This window comes from Pseudoalteromonas sp. NZS100, assembly GCF_015864815.1.
In the GTDB taxonomy this organism is placed as follows: Bacteria; Pseudomonadota; Gammaproteobacteria; order Enterobacterales; family Alteromonadaceae; genus Pseudoalteromonas; species Pseudoalteromonas distincta.
Genome location: NZ_JADYWM010000007.1, coordinates 86048 through 101963 on the forward strand (window position 1 = coordinate 86048; position 15916 = coordinate 101963).

Genomic DNA, 15916 nt, shown 5'->3' on the forward strand with positions numbered 1-15916 from the left:
AAATGACACCGGATCAAAAGTTTGCACGCTATGTAAGGTTTTCTCTCATAGGGTTTATCTTAGTATTTATTTACTATTTAGTGGCCGATATGGTTTTGCCTGTGACACCACAAGCACGTGTTTATCACCCTGTTGTGCAAATATCACCGCAAATTAGTGGCCGAGTCACTAGTGTGCAAGTTAGTAATAACCAATCAGTTAAAGCAGGCGATATATTATTTAGTATCGATGAAGGCCCATATAATTTAGCTAAAGAACAAGCTCAACTCGCCCTTGATGATGCCAAATTACAAAATAAACGCCTTGATACCAATGTTAAAGCGCTTGAAGCACAAATAAGTGCTGCAAACGCTAAACAGCATGAGCAAAAACTATTAAAAAGCAGAGGCGAAAAGCTCTATAAGCAAAAGTCTATATCGGAGCAAGAACTTGAAAGCATTCGTGCTAATTTTGAAGCGAGTAAAGCAAATGTTGCAGCCCTTGAAGCGCAGTTAGCTGAAGCGGTTTTAGCTAGAGGTGACTCAGGTAACAAAAACTTAGCCATGCGCCACGCTGCTAACCAGTTAGCACAGGCTGAGCTAAATTTATCCTACACAAAAGTGCGCGCATTAAGTGACGGCGTAGTTGCTAACTTACAATTATTAGACGGCGCATACGCAGTTGCAGGCAGCCCATTATTAGCTATTGTCGCTAAAAAGGCAGATTTAGTTGCCGACTTTAGAGAAAAGTCACTCTCAAATATGAAGCAAGGCACCCAAGCGCGCGTAGTATTTGATAGCCGTCCAGGTGAAGTTTACGACGCAATACTTGAAACATTTGAAGCAGGCGTTAGCAGTGGTCAACTTAGTGCTAATGGTTTACTAAGTACAACAGAAACCAGTAATCGCTGGGTGCGTGATGCACAGCGTCAACGCATTCACTTAAAGCTCATTAATCATCAAGACTTAATAGCAAACATGCCTAGTGGCTCACGTGCAACAGTACAGTTATTACCAGAATCAACAATTGGGCAATGGTTTGGCTCTGCACAAATCAGGTTTATTAGCTGGTTACACTACATTTATTAATGGAGGCTTTATGACTCAAATTGTTAGCCAAGGCCCACAATTAGACTCCAATGGCCTTCGCCAAGCATTGCGCATTGCAGGTGGCTGTACCCTTGGCTTTACTATTAGTAAATTAATGAACTGGCCCAATGGTATATTTTTTACCGTTTATCCTATGTTGATATTGGGCATGGTACCTACGTTAAGTCGTGGGCTTATAAATCAATTTATAGCATCTGCTGCATTTAGCGCACTTATAGTGCTGATAATGCAGGGATTGTTTTCTCACTTGCCAGTCGTTATGACATTGTTAGTGTTTGGTGTTTTCTGCTTTTTATTTCATAAAATGAGTAGCGGTAGTGCCTTTTTATTTGGCGCTTTAGGCGTAATCAGTCTTTCTATTCAGCTACATTTTTCCAGCTATGTTGATCAAGGAAGCAGTATTTATCCGTTAATCTTAACTAATGGTTTGGCTATATTCTTAACCGTTATTATTGGAGCATTAATGCATGGCCTATTTCCTGATGTAACCGCAAGGCCTGGGCGAGTAATGCCAGCTAAAGCAAAAGAAAGTATTCGCCATGAGGTATTGTTATGCTCAACCGTGGCTACGCTCTCTTTTGTTGTTTTTCAGGTTCTTGATTTACAGGACTCAATATCTGCGCAGGCAGCTTCTGTGCTTATTTTATTTTCGTTGTGCTGGAAAGCTGCAGGTATGGCCGGTTGGCAGCGAGCAATTGGAACGCTTATAGGCTGTAATGCAGCGTTACTATCGCAACTATTTTTGTATAGTCACTCTGATTTTTTACTTTTTCCGATGGCTATTTTGTGGATACTTTCGTTTGTTTTTGCGCGCTTTCATATTTTAGGCGGAGGCATACCTGGCATTGGTTTTGGTGTATTGACTACATTTGGTATTTTGTTTGGAAATTCACTCGGGCCAGGCCAAGATCTTGTTTATAGTGCAATGTACCGGTTGAGTTCGGTATCTGTGGCTATAATCTTAAGCTTATGTGTTGTGTATGTTATGCACCATATACTTAATCGGTTTAGCGTAACTCGCCATCATACTTATGATTAGATAAACCCTGTTATGTAAAACTAAAGGCTGCAATTGCAGCCTTTTAATAAGCTTGGTTAAACTATTTTAATCATCTATATGAGCAATAATTTCGCTTTACATATTCACAGTTTTTAGTCTTTCCTGGTGATAATAAGCGTTAGCACACCCGCTATAATCCCCCAAAAAGCCGACCCCACTGAAAGCAGTGTTAAGTTAGATGCAGTTACTAAAAAAGTGACTATTGCGGCCTCAGTATATTCAGTACTACTAAGGGCTTGCTGCAAACTATTAGCAATGGTGCCAAATAGCGCAATGCCCGCCAAAGCTAAAATAAGTGCCTGGGGTAAACTTGCTACCAAGCCAACTAATGTAGCTGCGCACAACGCCATTAAAATATAAAATACGCCAGCCGCTATACTCGCCCAATAACGTTTATCATGATTTTTATCCGCCTCATCACTCATACATATAGCTGCGGTAATCGCGGCTAAATTAATAGAGTAGGCTCCAAAAGGAGCGCTAAGCATATTTACAAAGCCAGTAACATTAAGAGATGCAGATATAGGCGCTTTATATTTATGTGCTTTTAAAACCGCAATACCCGGTAAATTTTGCGAAGTCATGGTAACTATATAAAGTGGTAAGCCTATACTAATACATGCTTGCAAGTGGAAAGCGGGTTCAATATAAGCAAATTCGCTCATTTTCCAGTGCAGCGCGCTGGTATCAATATGGCCCATTTGCCAAGCGAGTAATACACCTATAATAAGCACGCTTAACATAGCAAAGCGGGCAAAAAAGCGTTTACCAATAAAGTACATAACGACCATTAAGCCAATTACTAAAGGCATGTCGTTCATAAAATTAAACACATCGATACCAAAGGTAACAAGCACGCCGGCCAACATGGCGCATGCAAGCTCACTTGGAATACGGTTCATTATTTTTTCAAACCAGCCCGTAACCCCCGACAAAAACACGAGCAATGCACTGAGCATAAACGCGCCAATAGCCTCGTTTAAGTTATACCCTTGGGCACTTGAAATAAGTAATGCAGCTCCCGTGGTAGACCACGCAATTAAAACAGGTACTTTGTAATAGTACGATAAACCAATTGACGTTGTGCCCATCACTAAACCGAGCATTAAAATCCAACTAGCTACTAAATCGGGCGTACCACCAAGGGTTATCACTACCTGATAAATTAATGCAATAGAACTCGAAAAACCAATAATTACCGCCACAAGTCCTGCTGTAATTCGGTTAAGCAACTGATCAGACACCTTCATAAATTCCTCGTAATGCATTTATGCAGCACACAACATACGTGCCCGATAAATGCATTGCAATTAGCGATTGGTTTACAAAAGGTGAAATAAATTCACTTTTTATTTTTCATTGTAATTAACGTCAAAAAGTCACTTTTAACCATTGTATTTAACTAAACAAACAAGTACCTATAACTGCGCCAAAGCCCGCGTAAACACTACTAAAAACCAATACTAAAAAGAGCAAAAAACACACCAAAAATAAATATCCTTATATTTTATAAGGAATTATAAAATTAAGAAATAATTCTTTTCGGTTACATTTATTATCTTGATCTAATCCATTTAATAATATAAAACGTAACAAATAGTTAACCAAAAACACTAAAAGAGAAACAAATGAAGAGTTCTGTCGTCTTACTAATTGCTATACCATTATCGGCATTTGCAGTTTATGGGCTATTTTTTAATGCAGATGAAACGGGCGAACCTATCGCGCCTGTTGCTATTGATTTTGTTCCTATTGATTTACAAAAAACGCGCAATACACATCCCCCTGCACCTATTGATATGAGTAAAGATCCAATTACCGTAAAACCCATTGTTGCCCCTGACAACAGCTTACCGTTTGAAGAATTTGATGCCGTAAATCGCCTATCCGACAAAGCAAAGCAAGTGCTTATAAACGCAAAAGTTTTACCTACCGACTTACATAACGAGGCCTATATTGAGTTTGATTTAAATTCTTTACAGGCGTTAGAGACTGGCGAAAACTTTGATTTAGCTATTCCGCAAACAGCCGAAACATTCACCGCAGAAGTGACTAATGTGGTTGAGTCTGAAAATGGCGATAAGAGCATATTTGGTAAAATAGTGGGTGTTGACGGTCGCATGCATAATACCGTTTTAACGGTAGGTAAAGATGCCGTATATGGCCAATTTACTGCACCTTCAGGCAACTATGTATTCGAAAGTAAAGGTAAGTACGGATGGATTGCAGCAAAACGCGATTTATATAAAAGCCACATAGAGCATGAAGTAGCCGCACCAAAGCCCAAATCAGATAAAAGCATCGATATATTTGCACCAAAAATTGATGGCTAACCAAAAAGTATAAAAAGCAATTAAAGCCGCACTATAAGGCAGCTTTCGTGTGTCTGCTTTTTATGATCTCAACCAAGTTAAAAACAGTTCCAACCACAACAAGAGTAAGGAAATACAATAATGAAAAAAGTAATCACAACAACCGCACTGGCTACGGCATTATGTGCAGCAAGTGTTGCGCAAGCAGAAACAATCGATATCGGTATTTTATATACCGACCAATCAGCTGCTGCAACTAGCAATATTGACACTAAAATAAATCAACTAATTGCTTTTAGTAATCAGGTATATAGCCAAAATGGCGTTGATATAACACTACGCTTAGCTGGCAAACAAAACTTAGGTGACTACGCAGTAACGCCGTCTGAGGATTGGTTAGACTCGGTTACAAATAGCAGCTACGTAGATGGTTTACGCAGCGATTGGAAAGCCGACATGATTGCCGTATTAGGTACTGGCCAAAGTGCTGGCAATGGGCTTATTTCATGTGGTTTAGCATGGGTTGGCCAAGGCACTAATGGCAATCTATATAGCTCAATGAGCAGCCGTATGTACTCAATCACTGCAATTGATTGTGGTGCAACTACATTTGTACACGAACTTGGTCATAACCAAGGTTTAGCGCATTCACGCAAACAAGGTGACACATCTGGCGGTGTATATGTTGATGGCATGGGTCATGGCGTACAAAATGAGTTTGCAAGCATTATGGCTTACCCGCACGTTTACGGTAGCGCAACTCAGTACGATTACTTCTCTAACCCTAACTGGAGCGTAAATGGTATTGCATTTGGTATTACAAACCAAGCGTATGCAATTCGCACGGTTACTGCTACAAAAACAAGTATTGCTAACTTTAAATAAGTAACGCATTAAAAAGTGGGCTAAATAGCCCACTTTAAAGTTTTAACATGTTCTTCCCTGCAGAGCGCTTACGCGCTCTTATAGATTAAGCTAATGCACAACCACTTTTTGCTTAATTGCTGGCATTAATGTTTTACCATTGCCATCTACTTTGTTTAACAATTTAAGCCCCATCACTTTTGCAAGTACTGGGTAAATATCAAGGTTACTCACTTCTTTAAGGCTTACACCTTGTTTAAATGCAGGGCCTACAGCAATAAATGATGCAGCCATATCCTCGGTATATGCATAACCGTGAGTCCCTAAATAGGTTGGTTTTTTACCATTGGTAAATACCGCTGGCGCTGTAGTTTGCACCACAATATCGCCTACACGGGTGCCTTTATTGTAATGATACGCTGCTAACTGCTCGTCAGTTAATACTTTATAACGACCGTTTGCTGCTTTTTGTAAACGAGCTTTATAGCCGGCTATATCCGCATTTATTGCATCGGGTTGAGTGTATATAAGTAAACGTGGACCGGTGTTTTTAACTAAAAAGTTTTCATCTTGAGGTAGTGTGGTTACATCAATGCTTTTATCTGGATCTATACTCGCCATACCGTGATCCGAGACAATAACTAAGTTTACCTCTTGCTCTAATTTACTTAAGCGAGTTTGTAATTGCCCCATTAATTCATCAAGTTGTTTAACTGCATCTCGCGTTTGTGGTGCGTCTGGTCCAAACTCATGACCCATGCTATCAACTAGCGAAAAGTAACTCGCAATAAAACGTGGGCGCTGTGCTTTTGGTAAACTTAACCACTGAATAATTTGATCAACACGGCTTTGGTAATCGCTGTATTTAGAATAGTGATAAAAGTAATCTGGTGTCATGCCGTTAAATAACGCATCTGACTCAGGCCAAAAATAAGTAGCCGATTTAAGTCCCTGCATTTTTGCTAAATTCCAAAGCGGAATCCCCTTCACCCAAGTGCTATCGCCCAATGCTTTGCCCATGCTGTAACAGTCGTTTTTACGCGCTTTATCACAAAAGCTATTATCAACAATGCCATGATTTACTGGCAGTAAGCCCGTAATAATAGAAATATGGTTAGGAAACGTTTTAGTCGGATAAACAGGTATTAGTTTTTGTGCGCGAACACCGCGCTCGGCCATTGCTTTTAAATTTGGTGCGCCGTGTTTTTCAATATAATCCCAACGCAGGCCATCAATTGATACAAGCACCACAGTTTGCTCTTTTGCAGCAAATGCGCTGTTCATTCCTAACATTAGGCAAATTGATACTGCCTTTAAAATCCACTGTTTCATTATAAACACCTATAAATGCACAACAATTACTCAAAAAATTATTTTAAAGCAAGTTGTTACTTTATGATACAAACTGATAGATTAAACCCTGTATATTAAAGACAAATGACTATGTGCTAAAAACTATGCCAGTCATCAATTGTAAAAAGGATAAGTATAAAGATGACCATAGATTTTAGTAAAAAAATAACGCCAGCACGAATGTATCGCACAACCTCTAACTTACAAATGGCGCTAGAAAGCGACCGTGGCCGGATTATTAACAGTGCCGCTATTCGCAGGCTTCAGCAAAAAACACAAGTGTTTCCGCTTGAGCGCAACGCAGCTGTTCGTTCGCGCTTAACTCACTCGCTTGAGGTACAACAGGTTGGTCGTTTTATAGTGCAACGTATTTTTGCTAATTTAAGCTACCAACAACAAAAAGATTACGGCTTAACCGATCTAGAACGCCCCCTAGAAAGCTTAGTAGAAATGGCCTGCCTAATGCACGACATAGGCAACCCACCGTTTGGACATTTTGGCGAAGCGGCAATAAACCACTGGTTTAATAACAACCTAGCAAGCGTAACACCCGAGCGCTGCAAAGAGCCCAATACCGGTATAGGTGTTGTTTTTAAACACCTTGCGCTTGATATTTGTAACTTTGAAGGCAACGCTCAAGGCATACGTATAATTCATTCGTTGCAAACGCTTAATTTAACTTACAGCCAAAGTGCTGGTATTTTAAAATACACTCGCCCTGCTGGGCTTGATGTAAAAGACATACCCCAAAATAAAAACTACTTAATGAAGAAAGTGGGTTACTACTACAGCGAAAAAAACTTTGTTGAAGCACTACAAAAAGAGCTCACTATTGAGCCATATTGCCGCCATCCTGCAAGTTATATAATGGAAGCCGCCGACGACATTTCGTATTGCCTAGCCGATATAGAGGATGCTGTTGAAAAAGGGATCATAAGCACCGAATTCTTATGTACACAGATTAAAAGTCATTATAAAAAAGCACTCATAAACCTAACAATAGACGACACAGAGCACCAAACTTTTGTAGATAAAGCAGTTGACTACGCACATGAACGCGCCAAAGCACAACCGTATAATTTTAACAGCGAATTTTTTATATACCTGCGCGTAGCACTTTTACATCCGCTAGTTGGACATGCTGCAAAACGCTTTATTGAGAACATAGAACCTATTTATCATGGCGATTTTAACCAAGCACTTTTAGAAGATAGGAGCCATCTACACGCTGTAACCAAATTGCTAAAGCAAGTGGCACTTGAGCATGTTTTTTCAAATAAAGAAGTCGAAAAATTAGAGCTGCAAGGTTATAGAATAATTAATGGCTTGCTAGATTGCTACAAACCGCTACTGCAATTGAACAGCGATGACTTTAGGCGCGCTCTAAATGGCGATTCACGTTTATTAATTGAGTCGCGACTTGTTAAAAAGCTCTCTAAAAAGCACTTAAATAGTTACCAACACGCAATAGATGCGATGCAAGAAGAGCCCGATCACTTTGCAGCGTATGAATTTTATTATCGCTGTAGATTAATTCAAGATTATATAAGCGGTATGACCGACCAATTTGCTTACGATGAATATCGCAGCCTTATGGTTATTGATTAGTCGTATTACTCTGGATAATTTTCAATTTTGCGCTTAAAATCAAACTATTAATATTTAAGCGCGCATAACTTTATGATATCAAAACTAATTAGATTTACCCTTTGCTTTGCCCTACTTTATAGTGCGCAAAGTGCTGCATACAACGAAGCTATGTGTATTTTAATTAAACAAGAAATGCAGCAAAACAGTAATAATAAAGCGAGTCAAAAATATCGTAAGGCAGCGCGTGATTACAAAAACAACTGTAATAAGCCAAAAGAAATTCAAGCACAACCAAAGCCACAAATAATAGAGCCAGAGCCAGCCATTATTACTCAGCCGCAACCTAAAATTGTTGAACCTGCCCCTGTAATACAACCCACTGAAGAAGCTGTTAAAGATAGCATCAACGAGCAAACCCTTAATTTAACTAATGATCAAAAACAACAAATAAACGATCAGCTAAATATCAATAGCAATAGTAACGAAATAGTAATTGGTGCACAGCCAACAACAGCAGTACCTGAGCAAGTAGTTACAGAGCAAAAAAACGAAGCTGTGATAGAGCAAGTAAAACCGGCAACGCCAGAGCAAAACGTTCAACCTACGCCTGAAAATCCTGTACTTGTAAAACCAGCACCGGTGTTAATTAAACCAGCGCCTGTAATTGCGCCGCAACCTGTAGCACAAAGCCCAAGCTCGTTACTTTTACCCACTTTAATACTTGTTATAGTGGTACTTATTGGCGCTATGGTCGTCGTGCGCTTGCGCCGTGCAAAACAAAGCAAAACGATGGCAGAACCGACTATAGCGGCTCCACCTGAAGTTAAATCAGAAAAAATTGCTACGCCAGCTAAACCTGAAACTACAAAAGAGCCAGAGATTGAGCCTGTTGTCATCAACGAAGTAACTCAAAATAATAAACCAGTTGAGAGCAGCGTAGAGGCTAATGAAGAGCCTTTAGAGCCTACGAACACTGCACAAAATGCTGATATTGAACATACACCACCGCAAATTTCAGATGAGCAAAACAACGTAGTTACATCATCGCAAACAAGAGAAATTGAGCCTGCACAAATAGAGCCAGCAGATACTTTAGAGCAAACAAGTACCGCTACGTTTAACGAAGTAAAACAAAAACCTGAGCCTAATACAGCTGAGTTTGAAGCCGCCGCCAAGACAACCTTAGAGCGCATTAAAAATGCCAGCAGCTTTAATGAGCCAGAGGTACGCGACTTTGACCCAGATGCAAAGCCTGAAAAAAAACAGCGTAAGCACCATACAGCGCAAGTAACGGAATCTGCGCCAATGGAAGCCGAACATAACACTGTAGAGCCGGTTATTAGTACTCCTGAGCCAGTAACAGCGAGTGAGCCTGTTGTAGATTTACACGTACCAGAGCAGATAGCTGACGCTCAATCGACTACATATACAACAGAGCAAGACTTTAAAGAACCAGAGGTGCGTACATTTAACCCAGATGCACCATTACCTGGTGAAAAGCCGATGCCTAAAAAACAAAGCGCAACACCTGATCAAGCACAAACAACACCGCCAGTTGATGATCCACAAAGTGAGCCTAAAAAAGCAGACAGTAACAATCCATTTGCTAACTTGTCGTTAGACTCAAGCTGGGATCCTGACTCGACTGAAAAACCCAAAATAGAAGAGAAAAAACGCGCGCCTAAATCCCAAGCATTAATAGATGCAGAAGAACGCGCTAAAAACATGCAAACCAAATAGTAAATTTTAAAGTAGCGCCTCATATTTGAGGCGCTGTTTTAGTAACCAAATAATTAACTGCTTTTTTACCATATTACTTACACTCTTATCCCCCTAGAATGCGCCTCAGTGATTAGGAGCTTCGCTCCTTGCGCGAGCAAGCTCAGCGCCTGGCGCAATATTCAAGCTTGAGAGTGTTTTATAAGCCTACAACTTGTTGACGCGATGGGTGCAGTGCATACATTTAACTGGTGGTATTTTTAGGCTGGAGTTTACGGCTACGTTATCCGCAGCCATAAATTAAAGTAACGTGGTCAACATGCCCTAATTAAAAGTCCTAGTTAAAAGCCCTAGCGGTACGTTTATTTTTAAGCTTTAACCCGCCAATTAATAACAGTGGCCCTATAAACATGGCAAGGCCATACACGCCACCGGTAACTGCGTATTCTGGTTTATTTAAAAAGCTAATAGCGATTAAAAGAGCTAACGATGCATTTTGAATTCCAACCTCAATTGAAAGCGTTAGCGAATCAGTTAAATTTAATTTTGAACATTTAGCAATTAGCCAGCCAACAACCATTGAACCAATATTAAGTGCTATGCACGCCCAAAATACGTTGTTAAATGAGTTAACTAATAAATCGCGCTCTTTTATTACTAGTGCGGCAATCATCATAAGCATAAAAAACAACGAGAAGCGTCTAAAAAACGGCTCTGCTTTAATGGCAAAATCACTTTTAAAGTGACGTAACCAAATGCCTATAGCAACAGGCACTAAGGTAATAAAAAATAGCCCAAGCGATGTTGTTAAAATAGAAAAGCTAGCATCGTCCGCTGGGGCAAACTGGCTCATAGCAAAGCCAATAATAAACGGTGTGGTTATTATACTAATTGCGGTAGAGGCAGCGGTTAAACTTACCGAAAGCGCTAAATTAGCTTTAACAAGCTGACTTACTACATTTGACATAGTACCGCCTGGGCAGGCAGCTAATATCATTAAACCAATAGCGATAGGCGTTGGTAGGTTAAGTAAATAACACAGCCCTAATGCTAATAAAGGCATTGCTACAAGTTGGCCTATTAAACCCATGACAATGCCAAGCGGGTTTTTAAATAAACGAGTAAAATCGTTTGTTGTGAGCCCAAGACCCATACCAAACATAATAAGTGCAAGAGCGAGCGGAAGTATTACTTCAGTTAATATAGATGCATTCAAATTAGACAGCCTCGTTTGTTATTGTTTTTAATTAGAGTGTTAATTTTTAAGTTAACTGTATACCAATTCGCTTAATTAAGTGATCTATTTTGAGGATGGAAAAACGTGTTGATAGCTAGGCAAAAAATTCGCTATTTAGTTGTTCTCGGCAATTGCTCCTGCATTGCTCTACCTTCTGCATCCATGCAGTCGTAAATGAGAGTTTTTTAACACAGGTAGCGACACGTTTAGCCCCGCAAAATGATTAAGTATTACTGCGGATTGGTATAAAGCCCCTTTACAATAAATCCTAATGCTAGAAGTATTACTTATTTAAAATAGCAGCAACGTGCTTATCTAGTTCCGGAAGTACATCTTGTTCAAACCATGGATTCTTTTTAAGCCATATATTATTACGCGGACTGGGGTGTGGAAGCACTAAATAATTTGGCCAATACTCACGCCACGATTTTACTAACTCCGTAAGTGGCATTTTTTTAGTCTCCGGTAAATGATACGCCTGCGCGTATTTACCTAATACTATTGTCAGCTCAATATTTGGTAGTGCAGCCAATAATTGCTCGCGCCATGCTGGGGCACATTCTTTTCTCGGTGGTAAATCACCCGACTTACCCCTACCCGGGTAGCAAAAGCCCATAGGTAAAATGGCTATATTATTAGCATCGTAAAATTCATCCCTTGTTAGCCCAAGCCATTCTCGCAGGCGGTTTCCGCTTGCATCATTAAACGGCACACCTGTTTCGTGAACTTTAATTCCAGGTGCTTGCCCTGCAATTAAAATGCGTGCGTTTGGGTTAAATTGTATAACAGGGCGAGCCCCTAAAGGTAAATGAGGTTCACAGATCACGCATTTACTAACTTGCTCTATTAATTGGTGACTATTCATGTTTATTTGGCCTTAAATGCTTAATATTTATCCTAAATGGCCATTTAGGATAAATGAGTTGGTAAAAAATCGGTTTATTTTAATTAAAACGAGCGTTAGTTAGTAAAATCGTGATCTTTAAGCTCATTCGCGCTACAAGCCTTGTAAAACCTAGTGTTGCTCGGCCCATACAGCAAATTCATTGCCGCTCGGCTCTGCAAAATGAAACCGGCAACCACCCGGAAATTCAAAAATAGGTTTTAATATTGTGCCACCATGCAGTTGTACTTTTTTATACGTGGCGTGAATGTCGTTACTATAAAAAACCAATAGCGCAGCACCGTTTTGAGTTAGCGATTTAAGCGGCGCATTAAAAAAGCCACCATCAAGCCCTTGGTCACTAAACGCCGCGTATTCTGGGCCGTAGTCAGTAAACTGCCAATTAAATACACAACTAAAAAAGGCCTTAGTTGCGGGTAAGTCGCATGCAGGGAACTCAACGTAATTTAGTTTTTCGTGATCGCTCATAGTTATTCACTCTTTATTTTTACTCAGTTTATTAACATTAAGCTTTACATAGAGACTGTGCAATATCATTAAATAATATCAGATCAGTATTTTACTAAGTAACTAAGTACGCATAACTTACTTAAAAATTAAATATCACAAATGAGAATAACTATCTTTTGTATTTGTAACATATATAATAGCGCCTTTGTTTTATCCTCAGCTTTAAATAAAGGGATTAATTAACTATGCAGGCACCTTTGCACAGTGCGCCATTCGATAAGGTTAACGTGATTGCGCTTATAGTAAAAAGCGTAAGCAGTTATCGAGTTTTGGTATTTTTACGTTTTTTTATTGCCATAATTGGTGGCTATGCTTTTACCTCTGCAAGCACTGCGTTATTAAGCTTTGTGTTGCCAATAGCTAAACAAGACGCTGTGCTGTTTAGTGTTTCAATCAGCATTTTAATTTATGCCGTTGTATTTATTTATGCCTTTAGCGTTAAATCATTAAAAACAGTGTGGATCAGTATTTTACTAAGTACGGGAGCGTTCATTGGATTGCTTGCATTACTGAAGGGTTGGGTATGAAAGACAGCTTTTTCAGATCGATGACTTGGTTGCACACTTGGGTAGGGTTACTCGTTTGTTGGTTATTATATTTAATATTTTTTGCAGGGACTCTTAGCTTTTTTAGAGACGAAATAACCTTATGGAATCAACCAGCCATACATAATGTGCAAGCCCAAACACAGCGTATAGAAGCGCAAAAACAACAAATAATTACAGGGTTCGATTACCTAGCTAGCCATGGAGCTAACTCATCAAGCTGGCGTATTACATTACCTGAGCCACGCATTCCTTATTTAATTTATGGTTATGCAAAACCAAAAGAGCCAGGTCAGCGCCGCAGTAAGTTTGAAAACACACAGCTAAACCCTAATACCATGCAAGAACTTGAGCCCTTTGTAGATACTAAAGGCGGTAACTTTTTTTATCGGCTGCACTATGATTTACATTACATGGATGCAATAACCGCACGCTGGATTGTGTGCTTTGCTAGCTTTTTTATGCTAATTGCCATTATATCGGGTGTGGTTATTCATAAGCGTATTTTTAAAGATATGTTTAGTTTTAGACGTAATAAAGGTAGCCGTACGTGGTTAGATGCCCACAATTTAAGCTCTGTGCTTGCCCTGCCTTTTCATTTAATGATTACTTACACGGGCATGATTACGCTCATATTTATGTTATTTCCCTACCCTGCGCAAACGTCTTATGATGACGGCATGCGTGGCTTTTTTAACGATGTAACCCCTCGCAACACCATGACCGATAAAGCCCAAGGCGAATCGTCAATGGTGCCAATACAACGTATTTTGGATCAGGTTTATACTAAGTGGCCTCATGCAGATATTACTCGCGTACAAGTTAATCAACCAAATATGGCGGCTTCAACAATTACCGTATTAGTAAGCGCAGGTAAAACACTACGTGACCAAGCACCACGCTTAATATTTAGTGGTGCTACAGGGCAAATGGTCGCTAAAACTGATGACGAGCTAACTAGCAGCAAAGCGCTTTACGAATCACTTAATTCAATGCATACAGGACGTTTAGCTACGTGGTTGTTGCGCTGGTTATACGTATTAGGCGGTATTGCAGGCTGTGTAATGATTGGCTCTGGCTGTATTATGTGGGCTAAACGAATTCGCGAGCGAACTAAAAATAACGTTAAACCTTCGTTTGGTTTAAAACTAGTTGAAGGGTTAAACCTAGCCACTATTATGGGACTTCCACTGGCAACGTGTGCATTTTTTATTGCTAACAGACTACTTAGCCCAACTACCGCAGAGCGCGCCGATAAAGAAATACTCGCGTTCTTTTTAACATGGCTAGCGGTTGCTCTTTTAGCACTTATAAAGCGCGACACACTGCAATGGCGAGTTATGGCAGCTATAAATGCTGTTGCATGTTTAAGCGTACCGGTTATTAATGCACTTACAACTAACGGTAATCTAGTTAGCTATTTGATGCACAAACAGTGGGCTTTATTTACTTTTGATGCACTGTTTTTGTTATTTAGTATATTGTTTTTTATACAAACCGAAAAATTACGTACTGCTAAAAACAACTCAAAAATAATCAGCCCTAGTCAATCTAATAACCTTAAAAGGCAAAAACCATGATTGATTTACTTGGGTTTAGCCTATGCCTGCTCAGTTTTAACTGTTTTGCGTTGGCTAAGTATAATCATTTTAAAGATGTATTTAAAAAACGCCCTACAGAATCCCAACGTAAAAAGCTGCTATTAGCTGCTTGGATCAGTATTTTACTAAGCTTGGTGCTTTGTATAGTTACTCAAGGTGGATATGGAACATTACTATTTTTCGGCTTTATGAGCCTAAGTGTCTTAATTATAATGGTTTTTTATAATTTTTTAGTAGGCTACGTAAAGTGGTTTAGTGTTTTAAGTAGCGTGTTAGTTGTACTAAGTGGGTTGTTTTTAGCATTAAACTAGCCTTAGTTAGTAAAAACGTGATCCGTTACTTTCCCATAGATTAGGCAAAAAAAATGGCAAGCTATATAGCTTGCCAACAATAGGGGATATTCAGTGTTTCCAATACTTACTGTCTCACGGCAAGTACACACAATATAACCATAATATATTTAAGTTACTTTACAGTTAGGTGACTCTTTTATTACTACTGTAAAGGGGCTTTACATTGTTTATTGCTCAACCCAAATTATTTCATCGGTAGCAAAGCCCAACTCTTTAGCTTTAGTTAAAAAGTGTTCTTTAAGCTCTTTGCTAACTGTTGGTGTACGCGATAAAAACCACAAGTAATCTTTGTTGTAACTGGTTATAAATGCATATTGATAATCGGGTTGGTCAAGTTCAAAAATCACGTAAGCGCCATAAAATGGACCAAAAAACGAGACTTTAAAATGCCCGGTGTCGGTGCCCTCAACAAACTTGGCTAAGCCTTCGGCGTCATCCCATTTTTTATCATCCGTTAAATACCCTTTGTTAAGGACCTTTACTGTGCCGTCGTCGTTAATTGAATAAGTCGCGGTAACTTGCTCCATACCTTCTTCAAATGAGTGATTGAGCCGCGCTATTTCAAACCATTTGCCTTTATATTTTTGTATATCAAAGTTTTTAACGGGTGTTATTCCCTCTGGAGGGCTGGTGCAGGCACTAAGAAAAAACAACCCTGTAATAAGTAAACCGTATTTTATAGCCTTCATGTAAGCTCCTTTTTAAATTACATAAATAGTACGTATTATCTAAATATAGATGGATATAAAGTTTGCTAGCCGATTAAAAAAATTTGCTATA

15 protein-coding genes are annotated in these 15916 nt (G+C 39.4%); 9 read left to right on the top strand and 6 right to left on the bottom strand.

The features are described 5' to 3' along the window. Window positions 1–2: 2 nt before the first annotated feature. Both I6E69_RS09300 and I6E69_RS09305 read left to right on the top strand, forming a co-directional pair. Window positions 3–1067, top strand: coding sequence for an HlyD family secretion protein (locus I6E69_RS09300; protein ID WP_024595850.1), 1065 nt, complete (start codon window positions 3–5; stop codon window positions 1065–1067). A gap of 10 nt (window positions 1068–1077) precedes the next feature. Further along, window positions 1078–2127, top strand: a complete 1050-nt coding sequence (locus I6E69_RS09305; protein ID WP_197121110.1) for a DUF2955 domain-containing protein — start codon at window positions 1078–1080, stop codon at window positions 2125–2127. Between the two features lie 113 nt (window positions 2128–2240). Here the strand turns inward: I6E69_RS09305 and I6E69_RS09310 are convergent, their stop codons facing one another. Beyond that, the gene (locus I6E69_RS09310; protein ID WP_002959155.1) at window positions 2241–3398 is read right to left on the bottom strand and encodes a benzoate/H(+) symporter BenE family transporter; all 1158 of its coding nucleotides are present in this window, start codon (window positions 3396–3398) and stop codon (window positions 2241–2243) included. 378 nt (window positions 3399–3776) lie between these two features. Here I6E69_RS09310 and I6E69_RS09315 point away from each other — a divergent pair, with 378 nt between their 5' ends. Beyond that, the gene (locus I6E69_RS09315; protein WP_197121111.1) at window positions 3777–4481 is read left to right on the top strand and encodes a hypothetical protein; all 705 of its coding nucleotides are present in this window, start codon (window positions 3777–3779) and stop codon (window positions 4479–4481) included. Window positions 4482–4601: 120 nt separating this feature from the next. Next, entirely contained in the window at window positions 4602–5345 is a 744-nt protein-coding gene (locus tag I6E69_RS09320; protein ID WP_197121112.1) for a zinc-dependent metalloprotease family protein, read from the top strand. A 90-nt stretch (window positions 5346–5435) separates the two neighbouring features. Here the strand turns inward: I6E69_RS09320 and I6E69_RS09325 are convergent, their stop codons facing one another. After that, window positions 5436–6656 (bottom strand): alkaline phosphatase family protein, encoded by a 1221-nt coding sequence (locus I6E69_RS09325; protein WP_197121113.1) that lies wholly within the window; start codon window positions 6654–6656, stop codon window positions 5436–5438. A 162-nt stretch (window positions 6657–6818) separates the two neighbouring features. Between I6E69_RS09325 and dgt the strand changes: the two genes are divergently transcribed. Both dgt and I6E69_RS09335 read left to right on the top strand, forming a co-directional pair. Then, a complete protein-coding gene (gene dgt, locus I6E69_RS09330) occupies window positions 6819–8285 on the top strand; it encodes a dGTPase (protein ID WP_197121114.1) in 1467 nt (488 codons plus the stop codon). Between the two features lie 72 nt (window positions 8286–8357). Beyond that, window positions 8358–10007 carry a cell surface protein gene (locus I6E69_RS09335; RefSeq protein WP_197121115.1) on the top strand — a complete coding sequence of 550 codons (1650 nt, stop codon included), beginning with the start codon at window positions 8358–8360 and terminating at the stop codon, window positions 10005–10007. A gap of 316 nt (window positions 10008–10323) precedes the next feature. On the opposite strand, the gene I6E69_RS09340 is transcribed toward I6E69_RS09335, so the two are convergent. The 3 genes from I6E69_RS09340 to I6E69_RS09350 form a co-directional block, all read right to left on the bottom strand. Beyond that, the gene (locus tag I6E69_RS09340) at window positions 10324–11202 is read right to left on the bottom strand and encodes a bile acid:sodium symporter family protein (protein WP_197121116.1); all 879 of its coding nucleotides are present in this window, start codon (window positions 11200–11202) and stop codon (window positions 10324–10326) included. Window positions 11203–11506: 304 nt separating this feature from the next. Next, window positions 11507–12088 (bottom strand): uracil-DNA glycosylase family protein, encoded by a 582-nt coding sequence (locus I6E69_RS09345; protein WP_138490136.1) that lies wholly within the window; start codon window positions 12086–12088, stop codon window positions 11507–11509. Between the two features lie 150 nt (window positions 12089–12238). After that, a complete protein-coding gene (locus tag I6E69_RS09350; RefSeq protein ID WP_002959165.1) occupies window positions 12239–12595 on the bottom strand; it encodes a VOC family protein in 357 nt (118 codons plus the stop codon). A gap of 227 nt (window positions 12596–12822) precedes the next feature. On the opposite strand from I6E69_RS09350, the gene I6E69_RS09355 reads away from it, so the two are divergent. From I6E69_RS09355 to I6E69_RS09365, 3 genes are read left to right on the top strand one after another with little or no spacing between them, the layout of a single operon-like run. Continuing rightward, window positions 12823–13164: a hypothetical protein gene (locus tag I6E69_RS09355; protein ID WP_002959167.1), complete on the top strand. Its 342-nt coding sequence runs from the start codon at window positions 12823–12825 to the stop codon at window positions 13162–13164. Next, on the top strand, window positions 13161–14762 hold the full coding sequence (locus I6E69_RS09360; RefSeq protein WP_197121117.1) for a PepSY domain-containing protein: 1602 nt from the start codon (window positions 13161–13163) through the stop codon (window positions 14760–14762). The genes I6E69_RS09355 and I6E69_RS09360 overlap by 4 nt, the downstream gene beginning before the upstream one ends. Further along, window positions 14759–15094 carry a DUF3325 domain-containing protein gene (locus I6E69_RS09365; RefSeq protein WP_197121118.1) on the top strand — a complete coding sequence of 112 codons (336 nt, stop codon included), beginning with the start codon at window positions 14759–14761 and terminating at the stop codon, window positions 15092–15094. The genes I6E69_RS09360 and I6E69_RS09365 overlap by 4 nt, the downstream gene beginning before the upstream one ends. Window positions 15095–15303: 209 nt before the next feature. Here I6E69_RS09365 and I6E69_RS09370 read toward each other — a convergent pair whose 3' ends face one another. Next, a complete protein-coding gene (locus I6E69_RS09370; protein WP_007376693.1) occupies window positions 15304–15825 on the bottom strand; it encodes a lipocalin family protein in 522 nt (173 codons plus the stop codon). Window positions 15826–15916 lie beyond the last annotated feature (91 nt).